11 protein-coding genes and 1 pseudogene are annotated in these 25,163 nt (G+C 59.8%); 5 read left to right on the top strand and 7 right to left on the bottom strand.

Features of this window, described 5'->3' with window-relative positions; all coding sequences use genetic code 11:
* Nucleotide 1: 1 nt before the first annotated feature.
* Nucleotides 2–598: a tRNA-uridine aminocarboxypropyltransferase gene (locus JFT91_RS27925; protein WP_201234478.1), complete on the top strand. Its 597-nt coding sequence runs from the start codon at nt 2–4 to the stop codon at nt 596–598.
* A gap of 120 nt (nt 599–718) precedes the next feature.
* On the opposite strand, the gene JFT91_RS27920 is transcribed toward JFT91_RS27925, so the two are convergent.
* The 3 genes from JFT91_RS27920 to JFT91_RS27910 all read right to left on the bottom strand — a co-directional run bounded on the left by JFT91_RS27920 (nt 719) and on the right by JFT91_RS27910 (nt 6,075).
* Nucleotides 719–2,080, bottom strand: a complete 1,362-nt coding sequence (locus JFT91_RS27920) for an HlyD family type I secretion periplasmic adaptor subunit (protein ID WP_201227509.1) — start codon at nt 2,078–2,080, stop codon at nt 719–721.
* 323 nt (nt 2,081–2,403) lie between these two features.
* Entirely contained in the window at nt 2,404–4,563 is a 2,160-nt protein-coding gene (locus JFT91_RS27915; RefSeq protein WP_201234477.1) for a type I secretion system permease/ATPase, read from the bottom strand.
* A gap of 153 nt (nt 4,564–4,716) precedes the next feature.
* A complete protein-coding gene (locus tag JFT91_RS27910; RefSeq protein ID WP_201201628.1) occupies nt 4,717–6,075 on the bottom strand; it encodes a TolC family outer membrane protein in 1,359 nt (452 codons plus the stop codon).
* Between the two features lie 533 nt (nt 6,076–6,608).
* On the opposite strand from JFT91_RS27910, the gene JFT91_RS27905 reads away from it, so the two are divergent.
* Complete coding sequence (locus tag JFT91_RS27905; RefSeq protein ID WP_201234476.1) at nt 6,609–15,212, top strand: retention module-containing protein; 8,604 nt, start codon at nt 6,609–6,611, stop codon at nt 15,210–15,212.
* Nucleotides 15,213–16,183: 971 nt separating this feature from the next.
* On the opposite strand, the gene JFT91_RS27900 is transcribed toward JFT91_RS27905, so the two are convergent.
* The 4 genes from JFT91_RS27900 to JFT91_RS27885 form a co-directional block, all read right to left on the bottom strand.
* On the bottom strand, nt 16,184–16,810 hold the full coding sequence (locus tag JFT91_RS27900) for a hypothetical protein (protein WP_201234475.1): 627 nt from the start codon (nt 16,808–16,810) through the stop codon (nt 16,184–16,186).
* Between the two features lie 658 nt (nt 16,811–17,468).
* Entirely contained in the window at nt 17,469–19,031 is a 1,563-nt protein-coding gene (locus JFT91_RS27895; protein ID WP_201234474.1) for a hypothetical protein, read from the bottom strand.
* A 115-nt stretch (nt 19,032–19,146) separates the two neighbouring features.
* Nucleotides 19,147–19,542 (bottom strand): YbaN family protein, encoded by a 396-nt coding sequence (locus JFT91_RS27890; RefSeq protein WP_201234473.1) that lies wholly within the window; start codon nt 19,540–19,542, stop codon nt 19,147–19,149.
* A gap of 10 nt (nt 19,543–19,552) precedes the next feature.
* A complete protein-coding gene (locus JFT91_RS27885) occupies nt 19,553–20,140 on the bottom strand; it encodes a UPF0149 family protein (protein WP_007919726.1) in 588 nt (195 codons plus the stop codon).
* Between the two features lie 389 nt (nt 20,141–20,529).
* Here JFT91_RS27885 and recQ point away from each other — a divergent pair, with 389 nt between their 5' ends.
* The 3 genes and pseudogenes from recQ to JFT91_RS27870 all read left to right on the top strand — a co-directional run bounded on the left by recQ (nt 20,530) and on the right by JFT91_RS27870 (nt 25,137).
* Entirely contained in the window at nt 20,530–22,659 is a 2,130-nt protein-coding gene (gene recQ, locus JFT91_RS27880; RefSeq protein ID WP_201227500.1) for a DNA helicase RecQ, read from the top strand.
* Between the two features lie 132 nt (nt 22,660–22,791).
* A complete protein-coding gene (locus JFT91_RS27875; RefSeq protein WP_201148334.1) occupies nt 22,792–23,226 on the top strand; it encodes a MarR family transcriptional regulator in 435 nt (144 codons plus the stop codon).
* Between the two features lie 127 nt (nt 23,227–23,353).
* Nucleotides 23,354–25,137: pseudogene (locus tag JFT91_RS27870) on the top strand (motility hub landmark protein FimV).
* Nucleotides 25,138–25,163: the final 26 nt, after the last annotated feature.

Here is a 25,163-nt window from a genome sequence, read left to right as displayed (position 1 = left end):
GATGCCCAGAATTCAATGCCCGCGCTGCCTGCGCCCACAAACCCATTGCCTGTGCGCGCTGATCCCGAGCCTCGACAGCCGCACACGGGTGCTGCTGTTGCAGCATCCGAGCGAGGTCAATCATGCGTTGAATACGGCGCGGTTGGCGGCACTCGGGTTGACCAATGCCGAACTGATTGTCGGTGAAGTGTTCGAGGATTTGCCGACGTTGCTGAACCGGCCGGGGTATCGGGCGCGGTTGTTGTTTCCGGCGGACGATGCGCAGCCGATGCAGGCTTACACCGAGTCTGCTGAGCCGCTGTTGCTGGTCGTGCCGGACGGCACATGGCGCAAGGCGCGCAAGATGCTGCACCTCAATCCGCTGCTGGCGGCGTTGCCACGGGTGACGCTGACCGAGGGGGGCATATCGCGCTATCGATTGCGCAAGGCTCCGGGGCCGGGAGCGTTGTCGACGGTTGAGGCGATTGTGCAGGCGCTGGAAACTCTCGAAGCGCCGACGACGTTTGCGCCGTTGCTGAAGCCGTTCGAGGCATTGATCGAGGGGCAGATTGCGGCGATGGGGGAGGAGACCTTTCAGCGTAATCATGGCGATAAATAATTGTCGGTTGGGCCGGCGCTATCGCGAGCAGGCTCACTCCTACAGGGGAACGCATTCCAAATGTAGGAGTGAGCCTGCTCGCGATAGCAATTGCACAGTCAACGCAGATTACGGCGATATCTATCGTTCGCGCATCGCCTCGGTCCGTGCCTTCAGCACCGGTTTCAGCAGATAATCCAGGACACTTTTCTCCCCGGTAATAATATCCACCGTCGCCACCATCCCCGGAATGATCAGCAACGGTTTCACGTCCCCGCCCAAATGGTTTTTATCGGTCCTGACCTGAATCAGATAGAAGCTGTTGCCCTTGTCGTCAGTAATCGTGTCAGCGCCGATCAGCTCAAGCTTGGCGCTCAGCCCACCGTAAATCGTGTAGTCATAAGCACTGAACTTGACCATGGCTTTCTGACCTGGATGCAGGAACGCGACGTCCTGCGGCCGCACCTTGGCTTCAATCAACAAATTGTCTTCCAGCGGCACGATTTCGACCATGTCACTGCCCGGCTGAACCACGCCGCCGATGGTGTTGACCTTCAGTTGCTTGATCACGCCATGCACCGGCGAAGTGACGGTTGTGCGGCTGACTCGGTCGTCGATGGCGATGCTGGAAGCGGTGATTTTCGACAGGTCGGTGCGTTTCTGATTGAGGTCCTTGGCCGCGTCGGAGCGGAAGGTCTGTTCCGATTCGTCGATCTTGCTCTTGATCTCGTTGATCGCCGATTCCGCCCGGGGGATCGCCAGCGTCGTCGCGTTCAGCGAGCCACGAATTTCCACCGCGCTGCGCTTGAGCCGCAGGATTTCCACTGGCGATACCGCGCCCGTGCCGACCAGCGGCGCCGACATGTTCATCTCTTGCTGCAGCAACGCGAGGCTGGAGCTGAACTGGCCTTGCTTGGAGCGAAATTCGGCCAGCTCCTGAGTTTTCTGGCGCAGTTGTTCGGTGAGGGTGCGTTGCTCACTGGCCAGCCGGCGCTGGCGCTGGTCGTACAGCGCCCGTTCGTCTTCGGCGACCTGTGGCGCCTTGGCGACCACCTCGTCAGACAGCTTGAACGGACGTCCCTCGGCTTCGGCGGAGAGGCGTTCAACCTGCGCGGTCAGCGCATAGCGATCGGCCTCGCTTTCACCCTTGTTCGATAGAAAACGCGTGTCATCCAGGCGCAACAGCTTGTCGCCCTTGTTCACCATCTGCCCTTCACGCACGAAGATTTCGGTAACGATGCCGCCCTCAAGGTTCTGGATCACCTGGACCTTGCTCGATGGAATCGCCTTGCCTTCGCCCATGGTCACTTCTTCGAGCACGGCGAACTTGGCCCAGACCAGTGCGCTGATCAGCAACGCCGCCGCCAGCCACACGGTAACGCGCGACCAGCGCGGCGAATCCTGCAACGAGGCGCCGGCGGTTTCCGGCATGAACTCGGCCTCGGCGCTTTTGCCGAAGCTGTCGAAGTAGCCGCGTGATTTGCTATCTGAAGAAGCCGACATGGGGCGATACCCCTCAATTAAGAAAAATCAAACTGCATGACAAACCAGTGACCCATACGCTTCCCAGTGAGCAGAAAGCTTCCCTGTGGGCCAGAGAATTTCCCAGTGACCAGAAAACTTCTCTGTGGCCAGAGAGTTTCCCCGTGGCGAGGGGATTTATCCCCGTTGGGTTGCGCAGCAGCCCCAAAAATCTTATGGGCGCTGCGCACCCAAACGGGGATAAATCCCCTCGCCACAGGTTCTGTGCAGGCCACAGGTTCTGTGCAGGCACAGGTTCTATGCAAACCATTGGGTTGGTGAAAGCCATGATCATGTGTACGCATCTACACCGCCGCCGAGCCGACGCGGCCCTTGCGCAGTGCATCGATGACCGCGTCTTTCGGGCCGTCGGCGACGACACGACCGTTGTCCAGCACCAACAGCCGATCCACCAGGCTCAGCATCGAGGTGCGGTGGGTGACCAGCAGCAGGGTTTTGCCTTGTACCCAGTCATGCAGTTTCTGCCGCAGTTGGTCTTCGCTGCTGTTGTCCATGGCGCTGGTCGGTTCGTCGAGCAACATGATCGGCGGGTCGAGTAGCAGCGAGCGCGCCAGCAACACCGCTTGGCGTTGCCCCCCGGAGAGCAGTTGTCCACGTTCGCCCACTGGCCGGTCGAAACCTTGCGGATGCTGGCGGGCCAACTCGGTGACACCGGTCAGCTCCGCCACTTCGAGCATGCGTGAATCGCTGATGTAGCGCGCACCGAGGGTCAGGTTGTCGCGCAGGCTGCCGGCCAGCAGCGGCAGGTCGTGGGCGACGTATCCGATCTGCTGGCGCAGGTCGGCGACATCCAGTTGCCGCAGGTCAAGACCATCGAGCAGCAACTGGCCTTCTTCGGGTTCGTAGAAGCCCATCACCAGTCGCGCCAGGGTGCTTTTGCCCGAACCACTGCGGCCAATGATGCCGACCCGCTCACCCGGTTTGAGGCTGAAACTGACATTGCTCAGGGCCGGCGCATTCTGGCCGTTGTAGTGAAAAGTCACGCCGCTCACGTCCAGAGCGCCTTGCAGTTGTGTGCGTTCCAGCGGTCGCTGTTTGCCGTCGCGCTCTTGCGGCAGCGACATCAGCGCATCGGTGCTTTTCATGGTCAGTTGCGCTTGCTGGTAACGGGTGATCAGCCCGGCGATCTGCCCCAGCGGCGCGAGTACACGGCTGCCGAGCATGTAACTGGCGACCAGTGCGCCGACACTGAGGTTGCCGGCGATGATGCTGTAAACCCCGGCAACAATCGTCGCCATCCCGGAAAACTGCTGAATGAACAGTGTGCCATTGGTCGCCAGCGCCGACAGATTGCGCGCGTGGCTGTCGAGGCGGGTGAGGGCGCCGTGGGTACTTTCCCATTTGTGCTGACGCTCGCTTTCGGCGCTGCAGGCCTTGAGGGTTTCCAGCCCGCCGAGGGTTTCGATCAGCACCGCCTGACGTTCGGCGCCCAGGCTCAGGCTCTTCTGTACGGTGTCGCGCAGACGCACTTGAATCGCCAGCGCGAAGATGATGGTGATCGGAAACGCCAGCAACGGAATGACCACCAGCCAGCCGCCGAGCAAACCGATCACCACCAGCATCAGTACAACAAAAGGCAAGTCGATCAGGCTGGTCAACGTCACCGCTGTCAGAAACTCACGCAGGCCCTGGAAGTCATGAATGCTCTGCGCGAAACCGCCGATGGTCGCCGGCCGTGCCTTCATCGACATGCCAGTGATGCGTTCAAACAACGTCGCAGAAAGAATCACATCGGTTTTCTTCCCGGCGGTGTCGAGCAAGTGCGCGCGCACCACCCGCAGCACCAGTTCGAAACCGGTGCCGATGAGCAGGCCGATCGACAGCACCCACAGGGTCGACGTGGCTTGATTCGGCACCACGCGGTCGTAAGTCTGCATGACGAACAGCGGCACCATCAGGCCCAACAGGTTGATCAGGAAACTGGCGAGTATCGCGTCGCTGTAGAGCCATTTCGATAGCTTCAAGGTGTCGCGAAACCAGGCATGCACGCGGGGTACCAGCGGCGAACGGAGGTCTTCGAGTTCATGCCGGGGCCGAGCGAACAGCGCCTGGCCGCTGTAGTGTTCGCTGAGTTCGTCGCGGCTGACCCACTGCTCGCCGCCATCGGCTTCACTGGGCAGGATCAGCGCTTTGCCGTCATCGCCAAAACGCCGCAACACGGCGGTGCGACCGTCGTTGAGCAATAACAGGATCGGCAGGTTGAGTGGCGAGATGTTTTTCAGTTCGCGGCGCAAAATCCGCGCCTGCAAACCGGCCCTGGCGGCGGCGCGGGGCAGCAGGTCGAGGCTCAGGCGTTGTTTGTTCAACGGCAGCCCGGCACTCAGGCTGGCACGACTGACTGTCGCGCCATGGAGTTTGCAGAGGATCAACAGACCGTCGAGTAACGGATCATCGAAGCTCAGCCGCGGATCGACCCCGGAGTGGCCGGGTTCCATGCTGGTCATATTGATCGTCCCTCTTGATGGCTGCCCAATTACCTGTGGCGAGGGGATGTATCCCCGATGGGCTGCGCAGCAGCCCCATGAAACCAACGGTGTCGAGAGCTTGAGTGCTGCGCACTCAAGCGGGAGCAAACTCCCTCGCCACAAGGTTTTCGCTTACTTCAGTTCCGGCAGGCGTGCTTCGTTTTTCACCTCGGTCGCGGCGATCGCATCCGCTGGCAATACCACCCGTTGTTTGCTCAACAACTGACCCATGTTCGCCAGCACGCGGTACATCGAGTATTCCTCGGTGTAGCGAATTTCGGTGTAGCGGCGGTTGGCGTTGTAGAGCTCGTTTTCGCTGTCGAGCAAGTCGAGCAGGGTACGTTGGCCGAGGCCGAACTGATCCTGATACGCGGCGCGTACGCGTTTGGTGGTTTCGGCGTATTCGCGGGCGGTCGGGGTTTGCTTCTTGGCATTGACCATCGCGTTCCAGGCCAGGTGAATGTTTTCGTTGAGCTGACGCAGGGCGTTGTTGCGGATGTCCATCGCCTGATTGATCTGGTGCGCGTCGGAGGCCAGTCGGGCCTTGTCGCTGCCGCCACGGAACAGGTTGTAGTTCATGATCACGCCGACACGCCATTCGTTGTCGTGGCCTTCGTCGCCCTGCACGTTGTTGTTCGCGCCCACCGCTGCTTCAGCGTCGAAGCGTGGATAAAACGGCGACTTGGCAACTTCGTACTGGCTCTCGGCCGATTGCACGTCAGCCTGCGCCGATTTCAGATACGGGTTGTTCTCGACCATGCTCTGCTGGGCTTCAGGCAGGCTCGTGGGCAATTCCCCACGGGTCGACGGTGGCGCTTCCAACTCGTCGGGCATGCGCCCGACCACGCTGTAGAAATTCGACTCGGCATCCGCCAGGTCGACTTCGGCAGTGTCGAGGTTGTTTTGCGCCAGCGCTTTACGGGCGACCGATTGATCGGAGTCGGCGGTGCTGCCAATGCCGCGCTCGGTGCGCAGGCCGATCTGATCGTTGACCCGCAAGTGCGCCTGCAAATTGTTCCGGGCCAGTGTCACCAGTTCGCGGCGCTTGAGCACTTCGAGGTAGACCTCAATGGTGCGCAGCGCCAGATCCTGAGCAGTGCCTTGTGCGTAGTAAGCGCGCGAGTTGGACACGCCCTTGGTGCGCTCGACCTCGTTGGCGGTGTTGAAACCGTCGAAGAGCATTTGCCGCAGACGCAGCTCGGACTGGGTGTAATTGAGAATGCGCGTGTCGTGATTGCCAAACGCGCGAGTGTTGGTGTTATCGCTGTAGCCGCGACCGTAAGCGGCGTTCAAGTCGACGGACGGATAGAACCCGCCCTTGGCCACTTTGACTTGTTCATCAGCTGAAAGGCGGGCGTCCACGCGCGAGGCGAGTTCCGGGTGGGTGGCGATGGTGCTTTGGATCGCCTCGGTGAGGTTCATGGCCTGGGCTTGAGAAGTGCAAGCCATGGCCAGCAAAACCGCGCTGCAGAGGGGGGTTAGAACGCGCATGGGTGCATCTCCCTGAGTCCTGATGGTGTGTTACTGTCGCCAAATATTTGACGATATTTTTAGCTGTAAGCGTTTCACTCTTGTAACAACAGAGCTAAGAACATCCTGAAGCGTAGCTAAGAAAAAATTTTCATAAGGCTTATGCCGAAAAAAACTTATGCGCTTTGTAAAAACCGGCACATTGTTCAGCACGAAAGCCTTTGTTTTAGGTGCTTTAGGGAGCGCAAAAAGGCTTGAGGAAAGTTCCACTCACTTTGCGACATACGGCGAAGTACTGCTGAAGGGGAGGGACGCGTAGCGGCAAATGAGCGACAGTTTTTTGTCACTCGGGTGATTCACCGCCGTTACGTAGCGTTAGCAGGCAAGCGGTCTTGATCAGGGCTCGGAAGTGCTTGATAGCACTGAAATTTCCTCATCGGGCGCGACCTGCGAAACGAACTGTCGAGGGTGCGAGCGTCGCCCCGACAACCCGATTGAGCCATGGGCTGCTTCGCTTACCAGTGCCGACGGTGGTCGGCAGCGGAGGATTTCACATGGCAACGCTCATCGGTACAGTCATTAAAGTCATTGGCCAGGTTTTCGCCCAGGCAACCGACGGCACCCGTCGTGCTCTGGTTGAGGGCGACCGCCTGTTTGCCGGCGATCAACTGATCACCGGGGCGGAAGGCGCCGTTGCCGTTCATCTGCAAAATGGCCAGGAACTGACCCTGGGCCGCGACAGCAGCCTGACCATGACCGGCCAATTGCTCGCCGATCAGGCCGCGCATGTGAATGCGCCGGAGGCGGTGACGCCGAGCGAAGCGCAACTGACCGACGTCGAGCAGATCCAGAAAGCCATTGCCGCCGGTGACGACCCGACCAAAACCGCTGAAGCCACCGCCGCCGGCCCCAACGCACCGGGCGGCGCGCCTGGAGAATTGGGCGGCGGTCACAGTTTTGTCTTGCTGACGGAAGTCGGCGGGCGGGTAGACCCGATCATTGGCTTCCCGACTGCCGGGTTCGGCGGTATTCCCGAGTTTCCCGAAGAGCGGCACAACGTTGTCGTCGACAACGGCACCCCGGCGCCCATCGTGCCGCCACCGATCAACAACATCGTGACCCTCAGCGGCCTGGCCGTGCCTGGCGGTGAGTTGACTCTCAATGAAGCCAATCTGCCTGACGGCTCGGCTGCCAATCCCGGTGCGCTGACGCAGAGCGGCAGCTTCACGGTGACGGCGCCGGACGGTTTGAGCAGCCTCAGTGTTGGCGGCATCAACCTGATCAATGCAGGGGTGGCGGTCGGTTTTCCGCAGTCGATCACCACACAATTGGGCAACACCCTGACCATCACCGGGTACAACCCGGCCACCGGCGTGGTCACTTACAGCTACACCCTCAACGGCAATGAGGCCCACGCTGCCGGTGATGGCGCGAACAACCTCAGCGAACAGTTCACGGTGATTGCCGGCGACAGCAATGGCGACACCGCGACTGGCACGCTCGACGTCAATATCACCGATGACGTGCCCAGAGCAGTGGATGACAGCAACGCTTCGACGGCTTCGGAAACCTCGCTGACGCTGACCGGCAACGTGCTGACCAATGACGTGCAAGGCGCCGACCGCGTACCGACCGGCCCCGTCACCGCTGGCACTTTTACCGGCACTTACGGCACGCTGGTACTCAACGCCAACGGCACTTACACCTACACGCTGAACACCAACGACGCCGACTTCAAAAACCTCCACGGCGGCGGCAACGGCACAGAGAACTTCACCTACACCATCACCGATTCGGATGGTGACAAAAGCACCGCAAACCTCGTCTTGCAGATCCACAACAACGATGACCCAGTGATCATCAACGGCTTGAACGTCGAGGGTGGCGAGCTGACGGTTTACGAGAAAAACCTCAGCGACGGCAGTGCACCGGATTCTGCGGCGTTGACGCAAAACGGCACGTTCACCATCACGGCACTCGATGGCGTCACAACGCTGACCATTGGTGGTATCGCCGTCGTCACCAATGGCGTGGCTGCCGGGTTCCCGCAATCGGTCACCACGCCGCTGGGCAGCACACTGACCATTACCGGTTTCAACGCTGCGACCGGTGTTGTCAGTTACAGCTACACCCTGGATCACAACGACGCGCACCCGACAGCCAATGGCGCCAACACGCTCAACGAACAGTTCGCGGTGACGGTGGTCGATGACAACGGCACCACTGCCAATGCCTCGCTGGACGTGAACATTGTCGATGACCTGCCAAAAGCCGTGGATGACTCGAATGCGGGCACGGCGTCGGAAACCAATCTGACGTTGACCGGCAACGTTCTGACCAACGATGTGCAGGGCGCAGACCGTGTAGCGACCGGCCCGGTGACTGCGGGTACGTTTACCGGGACCTACGGGACTTTGGTGCTGAATGCCAATGGCACGTACACCTATACGCTGAATCCGACCGACGCTGATTTCAAAAATTTGCACGGTGGTGGTAATGGGACCGAGACCTTCACCTACACCATCACTGACTCCGATGGCGACACCAGCACGGCGAACCTCGTCTTGCAGATCCACAACAACGACGATCCGGTGGTCATCAGCGGCCTCGATGTGAACGGTGGTGAGCTGACGGTTTACGAAAAAAACCTCAGCGACGGCAGTGCGCCGGATTCCGCTGCGTTGACCCAAAACGGCACCTTCACCATTACAGCACTCGATGGCGTGACAACGTTAACCGTCGGTGGCATCGCCGTCGTCACCAATGGCGTGGCTGCCGGGTTCCCGCAATCGGTCACCACACCGCTGGGCAGCACGTTGACCATCACTGGGTTCAACGCCACAACCGGTGTCGTCAGCTACAGCTACACGCTGGTCGACAACGAAGCGCATCCAACCGCCAACGGTGCGAACAACCTGCCTGAGCAGTTCGCCGTTACCGTGGTCGATGACAACGGCACAACCGCTAACGCGACCCTCGATGTGAACATCATCGACGACCTGCCAAAAGCCGTGAGTGACAGCAACACCGGCACCGCATCAGAAACCAATCTGATCCTCACCGGCAACGTCCTGACCAACGATGTGCAAGGCGCCGACCGCGTGCCGACTGGCCCCGTCACCGCAGGCACCTTCACCGGCACCTACGGCACATTGGTGCTCAACGCCAATGGCACTTACACCTACACGCTGAACACCAACGACGCCGACTTCAAAAACCTGCACGGCGGCGGCAATGGCACCGAGACGTTTGCCTACACGATCACTGACTCCGATGGCGACACCAGCACGGCGAACCTCGTCTTGCAGATCCACAACAACGACGATCCGGTGGTCATCAGCGGCCTCGATGTGAACGGTGGTGAGCTGACGGTTTACGAAAAAAACCTCAGCGACGGCAGTGCGCCGGATTCCGCTGCGTTGACCCAAAACGGCACCTTCACCATTACAGCACTCGATGGCGTGACAACGTTAACCGTCGGTGGCATCGCCGTCGTCACCAATGGCGTGGCTGCCGGGTTCCCGCAATCGGTCACCACACCGCTGGGCAGCACGTTGACCATCACTGGGTTCAACGCCACAACCGGTGTCGTCAGCTACAGCTACACCCTGGTCGACAACGAAGCGCATCCAACCGCCAATGGCGCGAATAACCTGCCTGAGCAGTTCGCCGTCACCGTGGTCGATGACAACGGCACAACGGCCAACGCGACTCTCGATGTGAACATCATCGACGACCTGCCAAAAGCGGTGAATGACAGTAACGTCAGCACCGCCTCGGAAACCAATCTGATCCTCACCGGCAACGTCCTGACCAATGACGTACAAGGCGCCGACCGCGTACCGACTGGCCCGGTCACCGCAGGGACCTTTACCGGCACCTACGGCACTTTGGTGTTGAATGCCAACGGCACTTACACCTACACCCTCAACACCAACGACGCCGACTTCAAAAACCTGCACGGTGGTGGCAACGGCACCGAAACCTTCGCCTACACCATCACCGATTCCGATGGCGATACCAGCACTGCGAACCTCGTCTTGCAGATCCACAACAACGACGATCCAGTGGTCATCAGCGGCCTCGATGTGAACGGTGGTGAGCTGACGGTTTACGAGAAAAACCTCAGCGATGGCAGTGCCCCGGACTCCGCTGCGTTGACCCAAAACGGCACGTTCACCATTACCGCATTGGACGGTGTCACCACGCTGACCATCGGTGGCATCGCCGTCGTCACCAATGGCGTGGCTGCCGGGTTCCCGCAATCGGTCACCACACCGCTGGGCAGCACACTGACCATCACCGGTTTCAACGCTACTACCGGGGTTGTCAGCTACAGCTACACCCTGGTCGACAACGAAGCGCATCCAACCGCCAACGGCGCGAACAACCTGCCTGAGCAGTTCGCCGTCACCGTGGTCGATGACAACGGCACCACCGCCAACGCGACTCTCGATGTGAACATCATCGACGACCTGCCAAAAGCGGTGAACGACAGCAACACCGGCACCGCATCGGAAACCAATCTGATCCTCACCGGTAACGTCCTGACCAACGATGTGCAAGGCGCCGACCGCGTTCCCAGCGGCCCCGTCACTGCCGGGACCTTCACCGGCACCTACGGCACCTTGGTGCTGAATGCCAACGGCACTTATACCTACACCCTCAACACCAGCGACGCCGACTTCAAAAACCTGCACGGCGGTGGCAACGGCACCGAAACCTTCGCCTACACCATCACTGACTCCGATGGCGACACCAGCACTGCGAACCTCGTCCTGCAGATCCACAACAACGACGATCCAGTGGTCATCAGCGGTCTCGATGTGAACGGTGGTGAGCTGACGGTTTACGAGAAAAACCTCAGCGACGGCAGTGCACCCGATTCCGCTGCGTTGACCCAAAACGGCACGTTCACCATCACCGCATTGGACGGTGTCACCACGCTGACCGTCGGTGGCATTGCCGTCGTTACCAACGGCGTGGCCGCAGGCTTCCCGCAATCGGTTACCACTCCGCTGGGCAGCACGTTGACCATCACCGGGTTCAACGCCACAACTGGCGTTGTCAGCTACAGCTACACCCTGGTCGACAACGAAGCGCATCCATCCGCCAACGGCGCGAACAACTTGCCTGAGCAGTTCGCCGTCACCGTGGTCGACGACAACGGCACCACCGCCAACGCGACGCTCGATGTGAACATCATCGACGACCTGCCAAAAGCCGTGAACGACAGCAACGTCGGCACCGCCTCGGAAACCAATCTGATCCTCACCGGCAATGTCCTGACCAACGACGTACAAGGCGCCGACCGAGTACCGACTGGCCCGGTCACCGCTGGGACCTTCACCGGCACCTACGGCACCTTGGTGCTGAATGCCAACGGCACTTACACCTACACGCTGAACACCAACGATACCGATTTCAAAAACCTGCACGGCAATGGCAACGGCACCGAAACTTTCACCTACACCATCACCGATTCGGACGGCGATACCAGCACTGCCAATCTGGTGCTGAACATCCACAACAACGACGACCCGGTGATCCTCAACGGCCTCGACGTCAATGGTGGTGAACTCACCGTCTACGAGAAAAACCTCAGCGACGGCACTAGCCCCAACCCGACGGCGCTGACCCAAAGCGGCACCTTCACCGTCACCGCACTCGATGGCTTGCAAACCCTGACCGTGGGCGGCATTGCCGTCGTCACCAACGGTGTCGCCGCAGGCTTCCCGCAATCGGTTACCACGCCGCTGGGCAGCACGCTGACCATCACCGGTTATAACGCCAGCACTGGCGTCGTTAGCTACAGCTACACCCTGGTCGATAACGAAGCGCATCCGACCGGTAACGGTGCCAACAGCCTCACTGAGAACTTCAACGTTGTCGCCACCGACGGCGACGGCAGCACCGCGTCCGGGCAGATCAACGTCAATATCATCGATGATTTGCCTACCGCCAAAGCCGACACTGGTTCGGTGACGGAGGGCGGCACGGTCAATATCAGCGTGCTCGGCAACGACGTCACCGGTGCCGATGGCGCAGCGGCGGGCGGTGCGGTGGTGGGCGTGCGCGCCGGCAGCAACACCGCGACGTCGGCGATCGGCGGACTCAACAGCAACATCAACGGCAACTTCGGTTACCTGACCCTGGATGCTTTGGGCAACGCCGTTTATCACAGCAATCCGAACTCGGTGAGCCCACCGGGTGCGACCGACACGTTCACCTACACCATCCGCGACGGTGACGGCGACGAAAGCACCACGACCATCACCGTCAACGTCGCCGACAGCAAATTGGTGGCCTCGGTCGACCAGGACGTGACGGTCTACGAAAAAGCCCTCGACCTGACCAAGGACGGCCAGGATCTGGCCCCCGGCACGGTCACCGGCAGCGATCCGACCAACACCGGTGAAACCGCCACCGGCACGCTGGTCGGCGCAGTCACCGGCGGCAGCGGCGCGATCACTTACACCCTGGTCGGCAGCGCCACCGGCACTTACGGGCAGATCCAGCTCAACGCCGACGGCACCTACACCTACACGCTGACCTCGGCACCGAAAACCACGCCGAATGCCAACGACGGCGCGAACACCCTCAGCGAAAGTTTCACCTACAAAGCCACTGATGCACTGGGCAACAGCACCACCAGCACCATCGTCGTCAACATCGTCGACGACGTACCGAAAGCGGTCGCTTCGGATCGTTCGGTGGCCGCCGTGGAGATCGACTCGAACATCCTCATCGTCCTCGACATCTCCGGCAGTATGGCCGATGCCTCGGGCGTGCCGGGCCTGTCACGGCTGGATCTGGCCAAACAGGCGATCAGCGCCTTGCTCGACAAATACGATGATCTCGGTGATGTGAAAGTACAGTTGGTGACCTTCAGCAGCAGCGCCACCGACCGCACCTCGGTATGGGTCGACGTCGCGACGGCGAAGGCCTTGCTCGCCGGCCTGAATGCCGGTGGCGGCACCAACTATGACGCCGCGGTGGCGACCATGTACAACGCGTTCAACACCTCGGGCAAACTCACCGGGGCGCAGAACGTCGGGTACTTCTTCTCCGATGGCAAACCCACCAATGGCCAGGACATCGGCACCAGCGATGAAGCCACGCTCAAAGCGTTCCTTGATGCCAACAACATCAAGAACTACGCGATCGGCCTCGGCAGCGGCGTGAGCAACGCCAACCTGGATCCACTGGCGTATGACGGCATCAGCCACACCAACACCAATGCGGTGGTGGTCACCGATCTCAACCAGCTCAACTCGGTGTTGTCCGGCACCGTGGAAGGCGCGCCAGTCACCGGTTCGCTGTTGGGCGAGGGCGGTACGTTCGGCGCCGATGGCGGCTTCATCAAATCCATCGTCGTTGACGGCACCACCTACACCTACGATCCGAAAGCCCTGAGCGGCCAAGGCTCGTTGACCGCGACCGGAGGCGTCAACCACGGCACCTTCAACACTGTGAACAACACGTTGAGCATCGCCACCAACAACAGCGGCACGCTGGTGATCAACCTCGACACCGGCGACTACACCTACACCTCGCAGAAAACCACGGCGGTGGTGATCACCGAGAACATCGGTTTCACCCTCAGCGACAACGACGGCGACCTCGCCAGCTCGACGCTGACGGTGAAAGTGATCCCCAACGCGCCTCCGGTGGCAGCGGATGACCACGTCATCACCAACGTGCTGTCGAGCAACATCGTCGTGCCAGGCGAACTGCTGCTGGCCAACGACACCGATCCAAATGGCGACACGCTCAACGCCTCGCCGACCACCTTCAACACCGGTTGGGCCGCCAAAGGTGCGGACTTCACCGGCACAGGTGCGATCACCTTCAATGGTACGGGCAACACTGCAGCCAACCAGAGCCTGGCCGACGTGCGCAATTCGTTCGCCGCCAACACCGCGGCGATGACCGCCATGCTTGTGGTCAGCGGCTATCTCGGCGCGGTAAACACTGCCAATGCCAACGATGAAGACCTGATTACCGTCAAACTGAAACAGGGCGAAACCCTCAACCTGGATCACAACCTGGCGGCCGGGCACATCACCATGGAGTATTCGCTCAATGGCGGCGCGTTCGTCGCCATTGCCGACGGCGGCACCATCACCGCCAGCGCCGATGGTACCTACCAGATCCACATCACCAACATTACCAACACCAGCGGCAGCAACCCGACGGCGGCGGAAAATTATCAACTGACCATGACGGTCAACTACGCCGGGGCGCACGACATCACCCCGGACTACCACGGCACATACACCGCCAACGACAACCATGGCGGCAGCGACACGGCCAACGTGACCATCACTTATCAGGACGGCCACACTCTCACCGGGACCTCGGGGGATGACGTGTTGGTGGCCGGTACTGGCGACAACATCCTCAACGGTGGCGACGGCAACGACGTGCTCACCGCAGGCAGTGGCAACAACGAACTGCACGGCGGCGCCGGCAACGACTTGCTCTACAGCGGTCCGGGCAATGACCTGCTCGACGGCGGCACCGGCATCGACACCGCCAGCTACGCCCACGCCACAGCGGGGGTGACGGTCAACCTGAGCCTGCTCGGTGCGCAAAACACCATCGGTGCCGGCACCGACACCCTCACCGGCATCGAAAACCTCGTCGGCTCGAACTTCAACGACACCCTGACCGGCGACAACAATAACAACGTGATCAACGGAGGATTGGGCAACGACATCCTCAACGGCGGTGGCGGCGATGACTTGCTGATCGGCGGCATGGGCAACAACACGATGACTGGCGGGCCGGGAGCCGACACCTTCCAGTGGCTCAAGGGCAACAGCGGCCACGACACCATCACCGACTTCACCCCCGGCACCGACAAGCTCGACCTGTCGCAACTGCTCCAAGGCGAAAACGGCACCACAGCGTCGCTGGACGACTACCTGCACTTCACCGTCACCGGTACCGGCGCGTCAGTCGTGACCAGCATCGACGTCAGCGCGATGGCCGGCGCTACGCCGAACCAGACCATCGACCTCGCCGGCGTCAACCTTGCCAGCCACTACGGCGTAACGCCTGGGGCGGGCGGGATGATCGCCAGCGGGCACGACACGGCGACGATCATCAGCGGGATGCTGAATGATCATTCGTTGAAGGTGGATACCGTGTGATCGAGGTCTGAAACGACAAAACCCGCCGTGCCGGTTCAATGGGGTGGCGGGTTTTTTCTGCCTGACGACATATTTTGTCTGGGAGGTCGCATTCGCGAACAAGCGCGCTCCCACAGACTCTGTGGCGTGATAGAAATGTGTGACCGACGCAGCTCTCTATGGGAGCGGACTTGCCCACGTCCACATCATTTACGGCTTGTCAGCGATACCTGCCAGACAATAGTTTTCCCTGACCTCTGCGGCCGGCTTTATTGATATCGCTGAACGTAAATGGCGTTGATAAAGAAGTCGTTCCCGCCCTGCGCGCCGCCATGGCCGCCACGATCCTCGTGGTTTTGAATATAAATCGTGTAAGGGCCGCTGACGGGTACTCTGAAGTCAGCTGATTGCTCGTAGTAGACTCTGTTTCTGGGAACAGTAAAGCGTCCCACAAGCGCTATTCCGCTGGAAGTACTGACGCTGAGTACCGGTGCAACGTTGTCAGGTTGCGGGCTTACATTCGCCACGTTATAGACGAATCGGTAAGTTCTTGCAGCCTTGAACTGAAAGGTCTGGCTCAGTAAAACACCGGCGTTGCCTGCAGCATCATAGGTCAGGTTTTCGTAGTAACCGTTGGCAATCCTGGCGGTTCTTGAGGCTGATCCAAACTTCCAGTTCCCGGCATTACCGTTGAAAAGAGTGACGGAGTCTTGCCAGGAGTCCGCAAGAACGTTCAGCGGTAGTGGCGGCGAGCGCAGGGGGCGGCGTGACCGCTGGCAGACACCAGATAAGTGATTGCGACAGACCGGCCTGCATTCGCAGTGAATACTGATCGAGGGATCGAGAAGATCAACGGTTGGATGGCCAAGACATCGAGTGGGTCAGTTGTGTGGTTGGCCCCTGTCCCGGCCAGTTCGACTTTGACTGATTGCCCAACCGCCATTCCGGTGTAAGCCGGAACTTGAATGCGGGCCCCTGAATCGACAATGTCGTCAAAATCCACGTTCGGACTGGACAAGTCCAGGAGCTGGGGCGCTATCAGTTCCAGTGATTTGATCAAATAGGTGCGCACCGGAAACAGCACTGCTTGCGAAGAGCACATCACCTGGCGCAGTGACAGTTTGCTCAAGCGTCAGAGAGCCGAAGGCCAGCACCACCACATCCCCGATGGACTGATTGAAGTATTGCGCGACGGTCACCGTCATGCCTTCGGCAATGACCGACTGATCGACCACGGTCTCTGAGGCGACGGGCAGCTTGAGACCCTGATTGAATGGCTTGCCACCATCTGTGTCGGCCTCGCCCGGCGCCGGATATTTGTAAAACAACGGTGCGCGCGGTGACGACTCGCCGGGGTTGCCGCTCACGCGCTGAACCACGAACCAGAGCAGCTTGTTCTCGTTCTTCAGTGGCGCAAAACGGGCTTCCATGTTCTGGGCCGAAATGTAGAAGGGAATGTTTTTCGCCAGCCCTTGGTCATCGAAATGTGCATCGGTGACCGATAACTCGGCCACCGGTACTCTGTCGGTGTCGATGAACACTCGGAGGCTGTCGCCGACGGCCATATTCAGGTAGGCCAGGATGTAGACGAGCAGCCCTTTCCGGTCGCCGTACACCATGTTGATGTTGATCCCCAGCGCGCCGTCTGCCTGTGGTTTGAAGTTGACCGGATAGGGGGGACCAGAGCGAGCACGCCGAGGCCGCGATCAGGCGGAAAGACGACTTGTTGATTGGAGGTCGAGTCGGCGTTCATCGTGCTGTTCTTGTTTGCTTACCTTCCATAAGAAGCGCCGTTGCAAAGTAGCGGCCCGCGTAGAGGAGTCATTAGAACGCGTTGGACTGGAGCTGAATACCTGTCAGATCTGACAGATGCAGGAGGTATTCAGACGGACGGTAGAAGTAGGCTTGATACAGCCGATCGGCGTAGGGCTCGCGCAATGTCTTCTACCGCCGGACACGCCGAAGGCAGCGGTCATTTGATTCGGGACGGCCGTATCATTCGAGATCAAATGATCTCTCGGGCATCCACATCCTCCTCGTTATTGCTCAGACCTCCCAGTGCGCCCGCATTGCGCAATGAAAAGCTCAATCCGTCATGAGGGTCGGCCGTTTGCGCCAACCATCCGAAGCTTCGGGTATCAGTGTTGTAAACCTCTGCCGAGCTGCCACTCACGGTGCTGGTCCAGGCATTGGCCAGTTCGGGATACGTTGGGCCTGCTCTCCATGCGAACCAGGGTTGAAAGTAGCAACGGGCCATGACCGCACGGATTTGCGCGGTCAGACCGACTTCGCCTCTTTGTGCCAACGATTCAATGTATCTCGGGAACGTCCAGCCCAAGCCGCAAACGGCTTTTTACCCTCGCCAAATTTCAATTGTGCCAGCTCAGAAAATACTTCGACTTCACCCGGATTGGTGATGGTGTTTTGTACGGTCAAAGGCGTGTCCGCGAAGGGCGCGATATACCTTGCCGGCACCTTGAAGAAAACCGCTTGCGTCGGGTCGGTGACGATGAGAGCAAAAATGAACAGCGTTGCCACTCCGTCGAGGTCGGTGGTCTGCCAGCGAAGCTCGACCTTCGCGCCGTTTTTCAACGGCCAGTAATGGGCGACTGTCACGGTAGCCATGGCCGTGTCGGCCGGCAACTTGCCATCCACCAGCGGCTCGACAATCGGTTGGCCCAGTGGTTGGGAGGTGCCTGTGAACGTGGCATCAGCGGGTTTGGAGGGCTGGGTCTTGCCTGCCTTGGTCAACAGGTAGGACGCGCGCGCCGACCCGTCGATCAGATTGCGCACGCGCTCATTCTCGACGGGGAAAGTCAGCAGCCTGCTAGCAGCGCTGAGTCTCTGGCTGTAGGTGTGGCTGACACTGTCGCCACCTTTGGTCAGTCCTTGCAGAGTCAAATCAATCACGTCATTGACGGCAAATATCCCGGTGACCAGGATATTCAAAGGGCCGCCTGCGAGATTGTTGTGGTCCACTACATCATCAGCATCTGCTTGTTCGAAAATCGGCGCGGCCAATAACACAACGCCAGGTTTGAACGTGAGGATGAGCGAGTCCGACCAGCCGCTGGCATTTTCCACCACATCGAACACTTCCCAACGCACCACCAGGCTATTGGTGGGCTTTAGGGTGGCGAGCTGATCCGGGCTCAGCTCAAAGAGCACATCACCCAATTCGCTGACAGTGGTCTCCAGCAATAGAGAACCAAAGGCCAGCACCACGACATCGCCGACACATTGATTGAAGTACTCCAGCACCGTTACGAACATGCCCTCGTCGATCACGGTCTGGTCGACGACCGTTTCCGAAGCGACGGGTAGCTTGAGGCCCTGGTTGAAAGGTTTTCCACCATCGGTATCGGCCTCACCGGGCGCGGGGTATTTGTAAAACAACGAGACGGGGATCGAGGGGTCGGAGGGGTTGCCGCTGACTCGCTGGATGTCGACCCAGAAATCCTTGTTTTGTGGTTTCAGGAAATCGAATCTGGCTTCCATGATGTCGGCTGAAATGTAGAACGGTATGTTTTTCGCTGTGCCGTCAACTTCGAAGTGCGCATCGGTGACCGAAAACTCGGCGACAGGAACATTCCTGTTTTCAATGAACACCCTGATGTTGTCGCCAACAGACATATTCAAGTAGGCGAGGATGTACACCAGCAGTCCATCACGATCACCGTGCACCAGATTGATATTGATACCCAAGGCGCCGTCTTGTTGCGGTTTGAAACCAATCGGGAAGGGCGGGGAGACGGCAAGAATCCCGAGGCCTCGATCAGGTGGGAAAACCACCAGTTGTTCGTCGCTGGCTGAAGAAATATTCACCGGTTGGCTGGTCATGGCTGAGAACCTTCTTTGAGAGGTGCTCAGCATTAGATAACCAGCGCCAGTGCTTGCCTACTGTCAGATCTGACAGGTAGTCGACGGTTTAAGACGAACGGTCAGTCCCGGGCGGTCAGGGCTTGTGCAACGTCTTCTGCCGCAAAATATAAATCGTCACCAATACCGCACTCGTCAGCATGAACCCCCGCGCCCACGGCAGTGGCACCAGATAACACGAGAACAGAATGCTCGCCCACATCAGGCCGATCGCATAGACCTTGCCCTTGAGCGGAATGCCGTTGCCATCGAGGTAATCGCGGATCCATGGCCCCAGTCGCGGATGCTCGACCAGCCATTGATAGAAACGCGGAGAGCTGCGCGCGAAGCACGCGGCCGCGAGGAGCAGGAAAGGGGTGGTGGGCAGGACAGGAAGGAAAATACCGATCACCCCTAATGCCACGCTGAGCCAGCCAATGGCCAGCAGCAGGTAGCGCAACATCAGGGAGCGGTTGCCTATGGGATTGTCCATAGGCTGCGACTTAGTGATGACGTGGTTTGAGGATCGCCGGCTTCTCGTCTGGCGCCTGGCACAGCAGGTACAGCGCGGTCAGGGCTTCCGGGATCTGCACGATCATGTCGTCCATCAGGTTGGCGTCCTTGGCGATGTCTTCGAACTCTGGCTGTTCGTCGAACAGGCCCGAACCGACCATGATCGGCAGGAGCATCTCGCTGACTTCTTCTTCGGCGGTTTCGAACCAGGCTGCTTCACGCAGGAACACGCCTTCCATGAAGCCGATGCACCAGCCGCGCAGTTCGGAATCGTCCGGCTCTTCGCCCAGATCCAGTTCGCATGGCAGCTCGAATTCTTCGTCGGAAGCGAGTTGACGGGCGATGTGCGCCTTGAGGCCGATCAGGGTGGCTTCGATTTCTTCGCGCTGGGCGTCGCTGCTGTAATGCGGCTCTTCAGCGAACAGGGCGTCGATCCATTCACGCTCCGGTACGTCTTCGGCGCAGATCGACAGCGCGGTCAGGTAGCCGTGAGCGGCCACGTAATCCAGCGCCTCGTCGTGCAGCTCGTCGGCATCGAGGAAAACTTGCAGGCGGGTCAGTTGCTCAGCGAAGGACATTACGGGGCTACCTTGGGGGAATAAACAATGCGGGAATTCTAGGCCTTCTTGAGCGCTCAAGCCAGCCGCACGGCAGATTTGCCCCGCTGCGCCCTGCATATCCCCTGTAGGAGCTGCCGAAGGCTGCGATCTTTTGATTTTATTTTTTCAAGATCAACATCAAGATCCAGATCAGAAGATCGCAGCCTGCAGCAGCTCCTACCGGGCATGACTTGATTTGAAGGTATAAGCGGCGCCCTGTGCAGGGGAGGGCTCGGGTATACTGCCGCGCTTTGCGCTCCCTGCCCGTATTGCGGCTGTCATGCAATGCGTTCTTACGATTCTGCGGTGCAGCTTTGCCCGTCATGAACCAGCCTTGCAGGGATGTTTTTGTGATTTTTGGAGTTTTTATGCTCGAACAGGCTCAACGCGTCCTCAAGGACATCTTCGGCTACGACAGTTTCCGTGGCCGTCAGGGTGCAATCATTGAGCGCGTGGCCAGTGGCGGTGATGCGCTGGTGCTGATGCCTACCGGTGGCGGCAAGTCCCTGTGCTTCCAGGTGCCGGCACTGCTGCGCGAAGGCCTGGCGGTGGTGGTGTCGCCGTTGATCGCGTTGATGGACGACCAGGTCGCCACCCTCGAAGAACTGGGGGTGGCCGCTGCTGCGTTGAACTCGACGTTGAGCGCCGAGCAGCAGCGCGACCTCGCCACGCGGATCAAGCGCGGTGAAGTAAAGATGCTGTACCTGGCGCCCGAGCGCTTGGTGCAGCCGCGCATGCTGTCGTTCCTGCAAGGCTTGAACATCGCCTTGTTCGCCATCGACGAAGCGCATTGCGTATCGCAATGGGGCCACGACTTCCGTCCGGAATACCTGCAACTGGGCCAATTGGCCGAGCTGTTTCCGGACGTGCCGCGCATCGCCCTGACCGCGACCGCCGACAAGCGTACCCGCGAAGAAATCGTCACCCGCCTGCATCTGCAGAACGCCGAGCGCTTTCTGTCGAGCTTCGACCGTCCGAACATCTTTTACCGCATCGTGCCCAAGGAGCAGCCGCGCAAGCAGTTGCTGGCGTTCCTTGCCGAGCGCCGTAGCGATGCAGGCATCGTTTATTGCCTGTCGCGCAAGAAAGTCGAAGAAGTCGCGACATTCTTGAGCGAGCAAGGCTTCCCGGCGCTGCCGTATCACGCCGGTCTGCCCAATGATTTGCGCGCCTTCAACCAGAAGCGCTTTCTCAACGAGGAAGGTCTGATCATGGTCGCCACCGTGGCGTTCGGCATGGGCATCGACAAGCCCAACGTACGCTTCGTCGCGCACCTCGATCTGCCGAAATCCCTTGAAGCGTATTACCAGGAAACCGGTCGCGGTGGCCGTGACGGTCTGCCGGCCGATGCGTGGATGGCCTACGGTCTGCAAGACGTGGTGATGCTCAAGCAGATGCTGCAAAACTCCGAAGGCGACGAGCGGCACAAGCGTCTGGAGCAGCACAAGCTCGACGCCATGCTTTCGCTGTGCGAGGAAACCCGCTGCCGTCGCCAGACGCTGCTGGCGTACTTCGACGAAGACATGCCCGAGCCGTGCGGCCATTGCGACAACTGCGTCGATGGCGTGCAGACTTGGGACGCCACCGAGCCTGCACGTCAGGCGTTGTCGGCGATTTTCCGCACCGGCCAGCGTTATGGCGTCGGTCACCTGGTCGATGTGCTGCTGGGCAAGGACAACGAGAAAATCCGCAGTTTCGGCCATCAGCACCTGTCGGTGTGGGGCGTTGGCAAGGCGTTGAGCGAGAGCGAGTGGCGCTCGCTGTTTCGCCAATTGGTGGCGCGCGGGCTGGCGGATGTCGATCACGAGGGTTATGGCGGTCTGCGCCTGAACGACAGTTGCCGGCCGCTGCTCAAGGGCGAAGTGAGCCTGGAACTGCGCCGCGATCTGAAACCGCAAGTTGCCGCCAAGACCAACAGCAAGAGCCCGGCCAGCCAACTGGTGCGTGGCGAAGAACGCGAACAGTGGGAAGCGCTGCGTGCGTTGCGACGCAAACTCGCCGAAGAGCACGGTGTGCCGCCGTACGTCATCTTCCCCGATTCGACGCTGCTCGAAATGCTCCGCAGCCAGCCGACCTCGCTGGCGGAAATGGCCACGGTCAGCGGCGTCGGTGCACGCAAGCTGGAACGTTATGGCGAGGCCTTCCTGGAAGTGTTGGGCGGCGCAGTCGAGGCGCCGAAAGCAGTCGCCGATGTTCGCCACGAACTGATCACTCTGGCCCGCGCCGGCATGACGCCGTTGCAGATCGCCGGTCAGTTGCAGTGCTCGGAAAAGAACGTTTACACCATGCTCGCCGAAGCGATTGGCAAGCAGCAGTTGTCGCTGGAGCAAGCGCTGGACTTGCCTGAAGAACTGATGGGCGAAGTGCAGGACGCGTTCCTCGATGGCGAAGGCGAGTTGCCGTCGGTCGCCGAAATCGCCGAGCTGTTTGCCGGGCGGGTTCCGGAAGGCGTGCTTTATTGCGTGCGGGCTGCGTTGCAATCGGAATTTGAAATGTGAGGCGACGTATGCGCCAAGCCCCATACAGTTGTAACGATTCAGTACAGAGCCACTCTTGCCTATAACTGCAGCTCATGCTTAGCTGGCTAATAATTAGAAATTCTTTATTTTCAGTCTAACCGTGAGTGTTTTATGCCGTTAACCGATCAACACCGCTTTGGCATGCAACTGGCCCAGATGTCACGTGGCTGGCGTGCCGAACTGGACCGCCGGCTCGCCGGCCTCGGCCTGTCACAGGCGCGCTGGCTGGTGCTGCTGCATCTGGCGCGTTTCGAAGACGCGCCGACTCAACGCGAGCTGGCGCAAAGCGTCGGCGTTGAAGGCCCGACCCTCGCACGCTTGCTCGATAGTCTGGAAAGCCAGGGTCTGGTGCAACGCCAGTCTGTGATGGAAGACCGTCGGGCGAAAAAAATCGTCCTCTGCGCTCCGGCCTTGCCGCTGATCGAACAGATCGAAACCATTGCCACGCAACTGCGTCACGAATTATTCGACGGCGTCGACGAGGCGGATTTGAAGGTGTGCATGCGTGTTCACGGGCACATTCTGGCTAATCTGGAAAAATCTTGAGGCACAACCCCGTGCCGTTTTTTTGAGAGATCGCGCTGAGCAGACTATAAGAACTACTGGGCAATATCGTGTTCGTACCGGATGTGCGAACGCATAGAAGTCGGTTTTGCTTATTTAAGGGATGCTCATGCTCGCAAGTTGGCACGTGGTACTGCGCGGTGGCGCCAAAAGGTTGCTGATCGCTGGCGTATTCAGCTATTCGACCGGGTCGATGGCGTTGGGGCTGGGTGACATCACCGTCCATTCAGCCCTCAATCAGCCGCTCAAGGCTGACATCGCTTTAGTGGATGTCGGTGCGCTGACGCAAAACGATATCTCGGTGAGCCTGGCCACGGCGGACGAGTTCGGTCAGGCCGGCGTCGAACGGGTGTTTTTCCTCAACGACCTCAAGTTCGCGCCGATTCTGCATGGCAATCGCCAGATGATCCGGGTGACGTCGAGCAAACCGGTGAATGAACCCTTTCTGAATTTTCTCGTGCAGCTTAATCAGCCCAACGGCCGAGTGCTGCGTGAGTACACCGTGCTGATCGATCCACCGGGCTCATCCGCTATCGTGCCGGCTACCGATGAGCCGGATCCGCGCCCGCAATCTTCCGCATTTCCCACCGTCGAACCTGCCACGGCGCCTCCCCAGGCAGCGCAGGGCAAGCCCGCAACAGTCCCGACGCAACCACCACTCGCGGCACCCGCCAACGATGCGCTCGCCGAGCAACTGGCCGCCAGCGTGCTGCAGAACCAGCAACAGCAAAAAACCATCGATGAGTTGAATGCCAAACTGCAGGAGCAACAGGCGCTGATCGCTGACGGCAAAAAGCAGATGAGCGAACTGCAAACGCGCCTGGTCGAGCTGCAAAAAGCACCGCCCGCGCCGGTCGTCACACCGACGCCAACGCCTGTTGCTGCACCCGTCGAATCCCCGGATGAAGGTTTGAGCTGGCCGCTGCTCGGGGGCTGGTGTTGTTGCTGGGGGTGCTGGCCGCGTTGTTTGTTCATCGCCGACGCCAACAGCAGCTGCAAGGCGTTGCACCGCTGCCGATCCTGCCGCTGCGCAATGATCCGGATGTTGATGAAACCGAAGATAGCCGTTCCGTCACGGCTCACGCTGTGGCTGAACAGCGAGAAGAGCCGGCGGCGGGCGATGTGCTGGAAGCGGTGGGGATTTATCTGGCCTACGGGCGTTTGGGGGAGGCTGTCGGTTTGCTGCGCGAAGCCTTGCACAAAGAGCCGGAACGCATCGACCTCGGTGTGCAATTGCTGGAAGTGCTCGGGCGACAGGGCGATAGCGCGGCGTACGAGCAGCAGGAAAGTCAGCTGCGGCAGCAGGGCGTCGATGAGCAGCAATTGCATGCCATCCGCGAGCGTTATCCGAAACTGCTGAATGCTGCACCGCTGGCGGCTGCTGCGCCAGTGGTCGCCAGTGTCGTGCCCCTCGTCGCAGCCGACTCTGAACCTGCGCCGGTCAAGGATGATTTCGAATTGAATCTGGGTGAGCTGTCGATGGACTCCAGTTGGGATCTGGACGACAGTCGAACAGCAGCCATTGAGCCATCGGCACCTGCGTCGGGTCTCGGTGCACGCCTGCAAGTGCTGCCGCAGGACTTCGAACTGCCTCAGGTGGCGGCCAGTGAAGAAGCCGAGCTGGAATGGATTCCCGAGCCCGATGCGCAACCGCTGGACGATGACTTTCTCAATGAGTTCGCTGATCCGCCGTCGTCGCTGGCGTTGGAGCCGCTGGATCTGCAACTGGCCGATCCTGTCGATGAGGCCGCTGCTGGCAAGCTCGAACAGGCACAGACGTGCATCGATGACGGTGACATCGACAGCGCGATTGCCTTGCTCAATGAGCTGCTCAAGGAAGGCGATGAGCCATTGAAGCAAACCGCCAGGACCCTTCTGGCAGGCATCCGTTGACCCAGGCGTACCGACACTGATGTGGT

Origin of the sequence: Pseudomonas sp. TH08 (assembly GCF_016651275.1) — a bacterium.
Lineage (GTDB): Bacteria > Pseudomonadota > Gammaproteobacteria > Pseudomonadales > Pseudomonadaceae > Aquipseudomonas.
The sequence above is the reverse complement of the archived record's forward strand: the minus strand, read 5'-3'. Positions and strand labels throughout refer to the sequence as shown.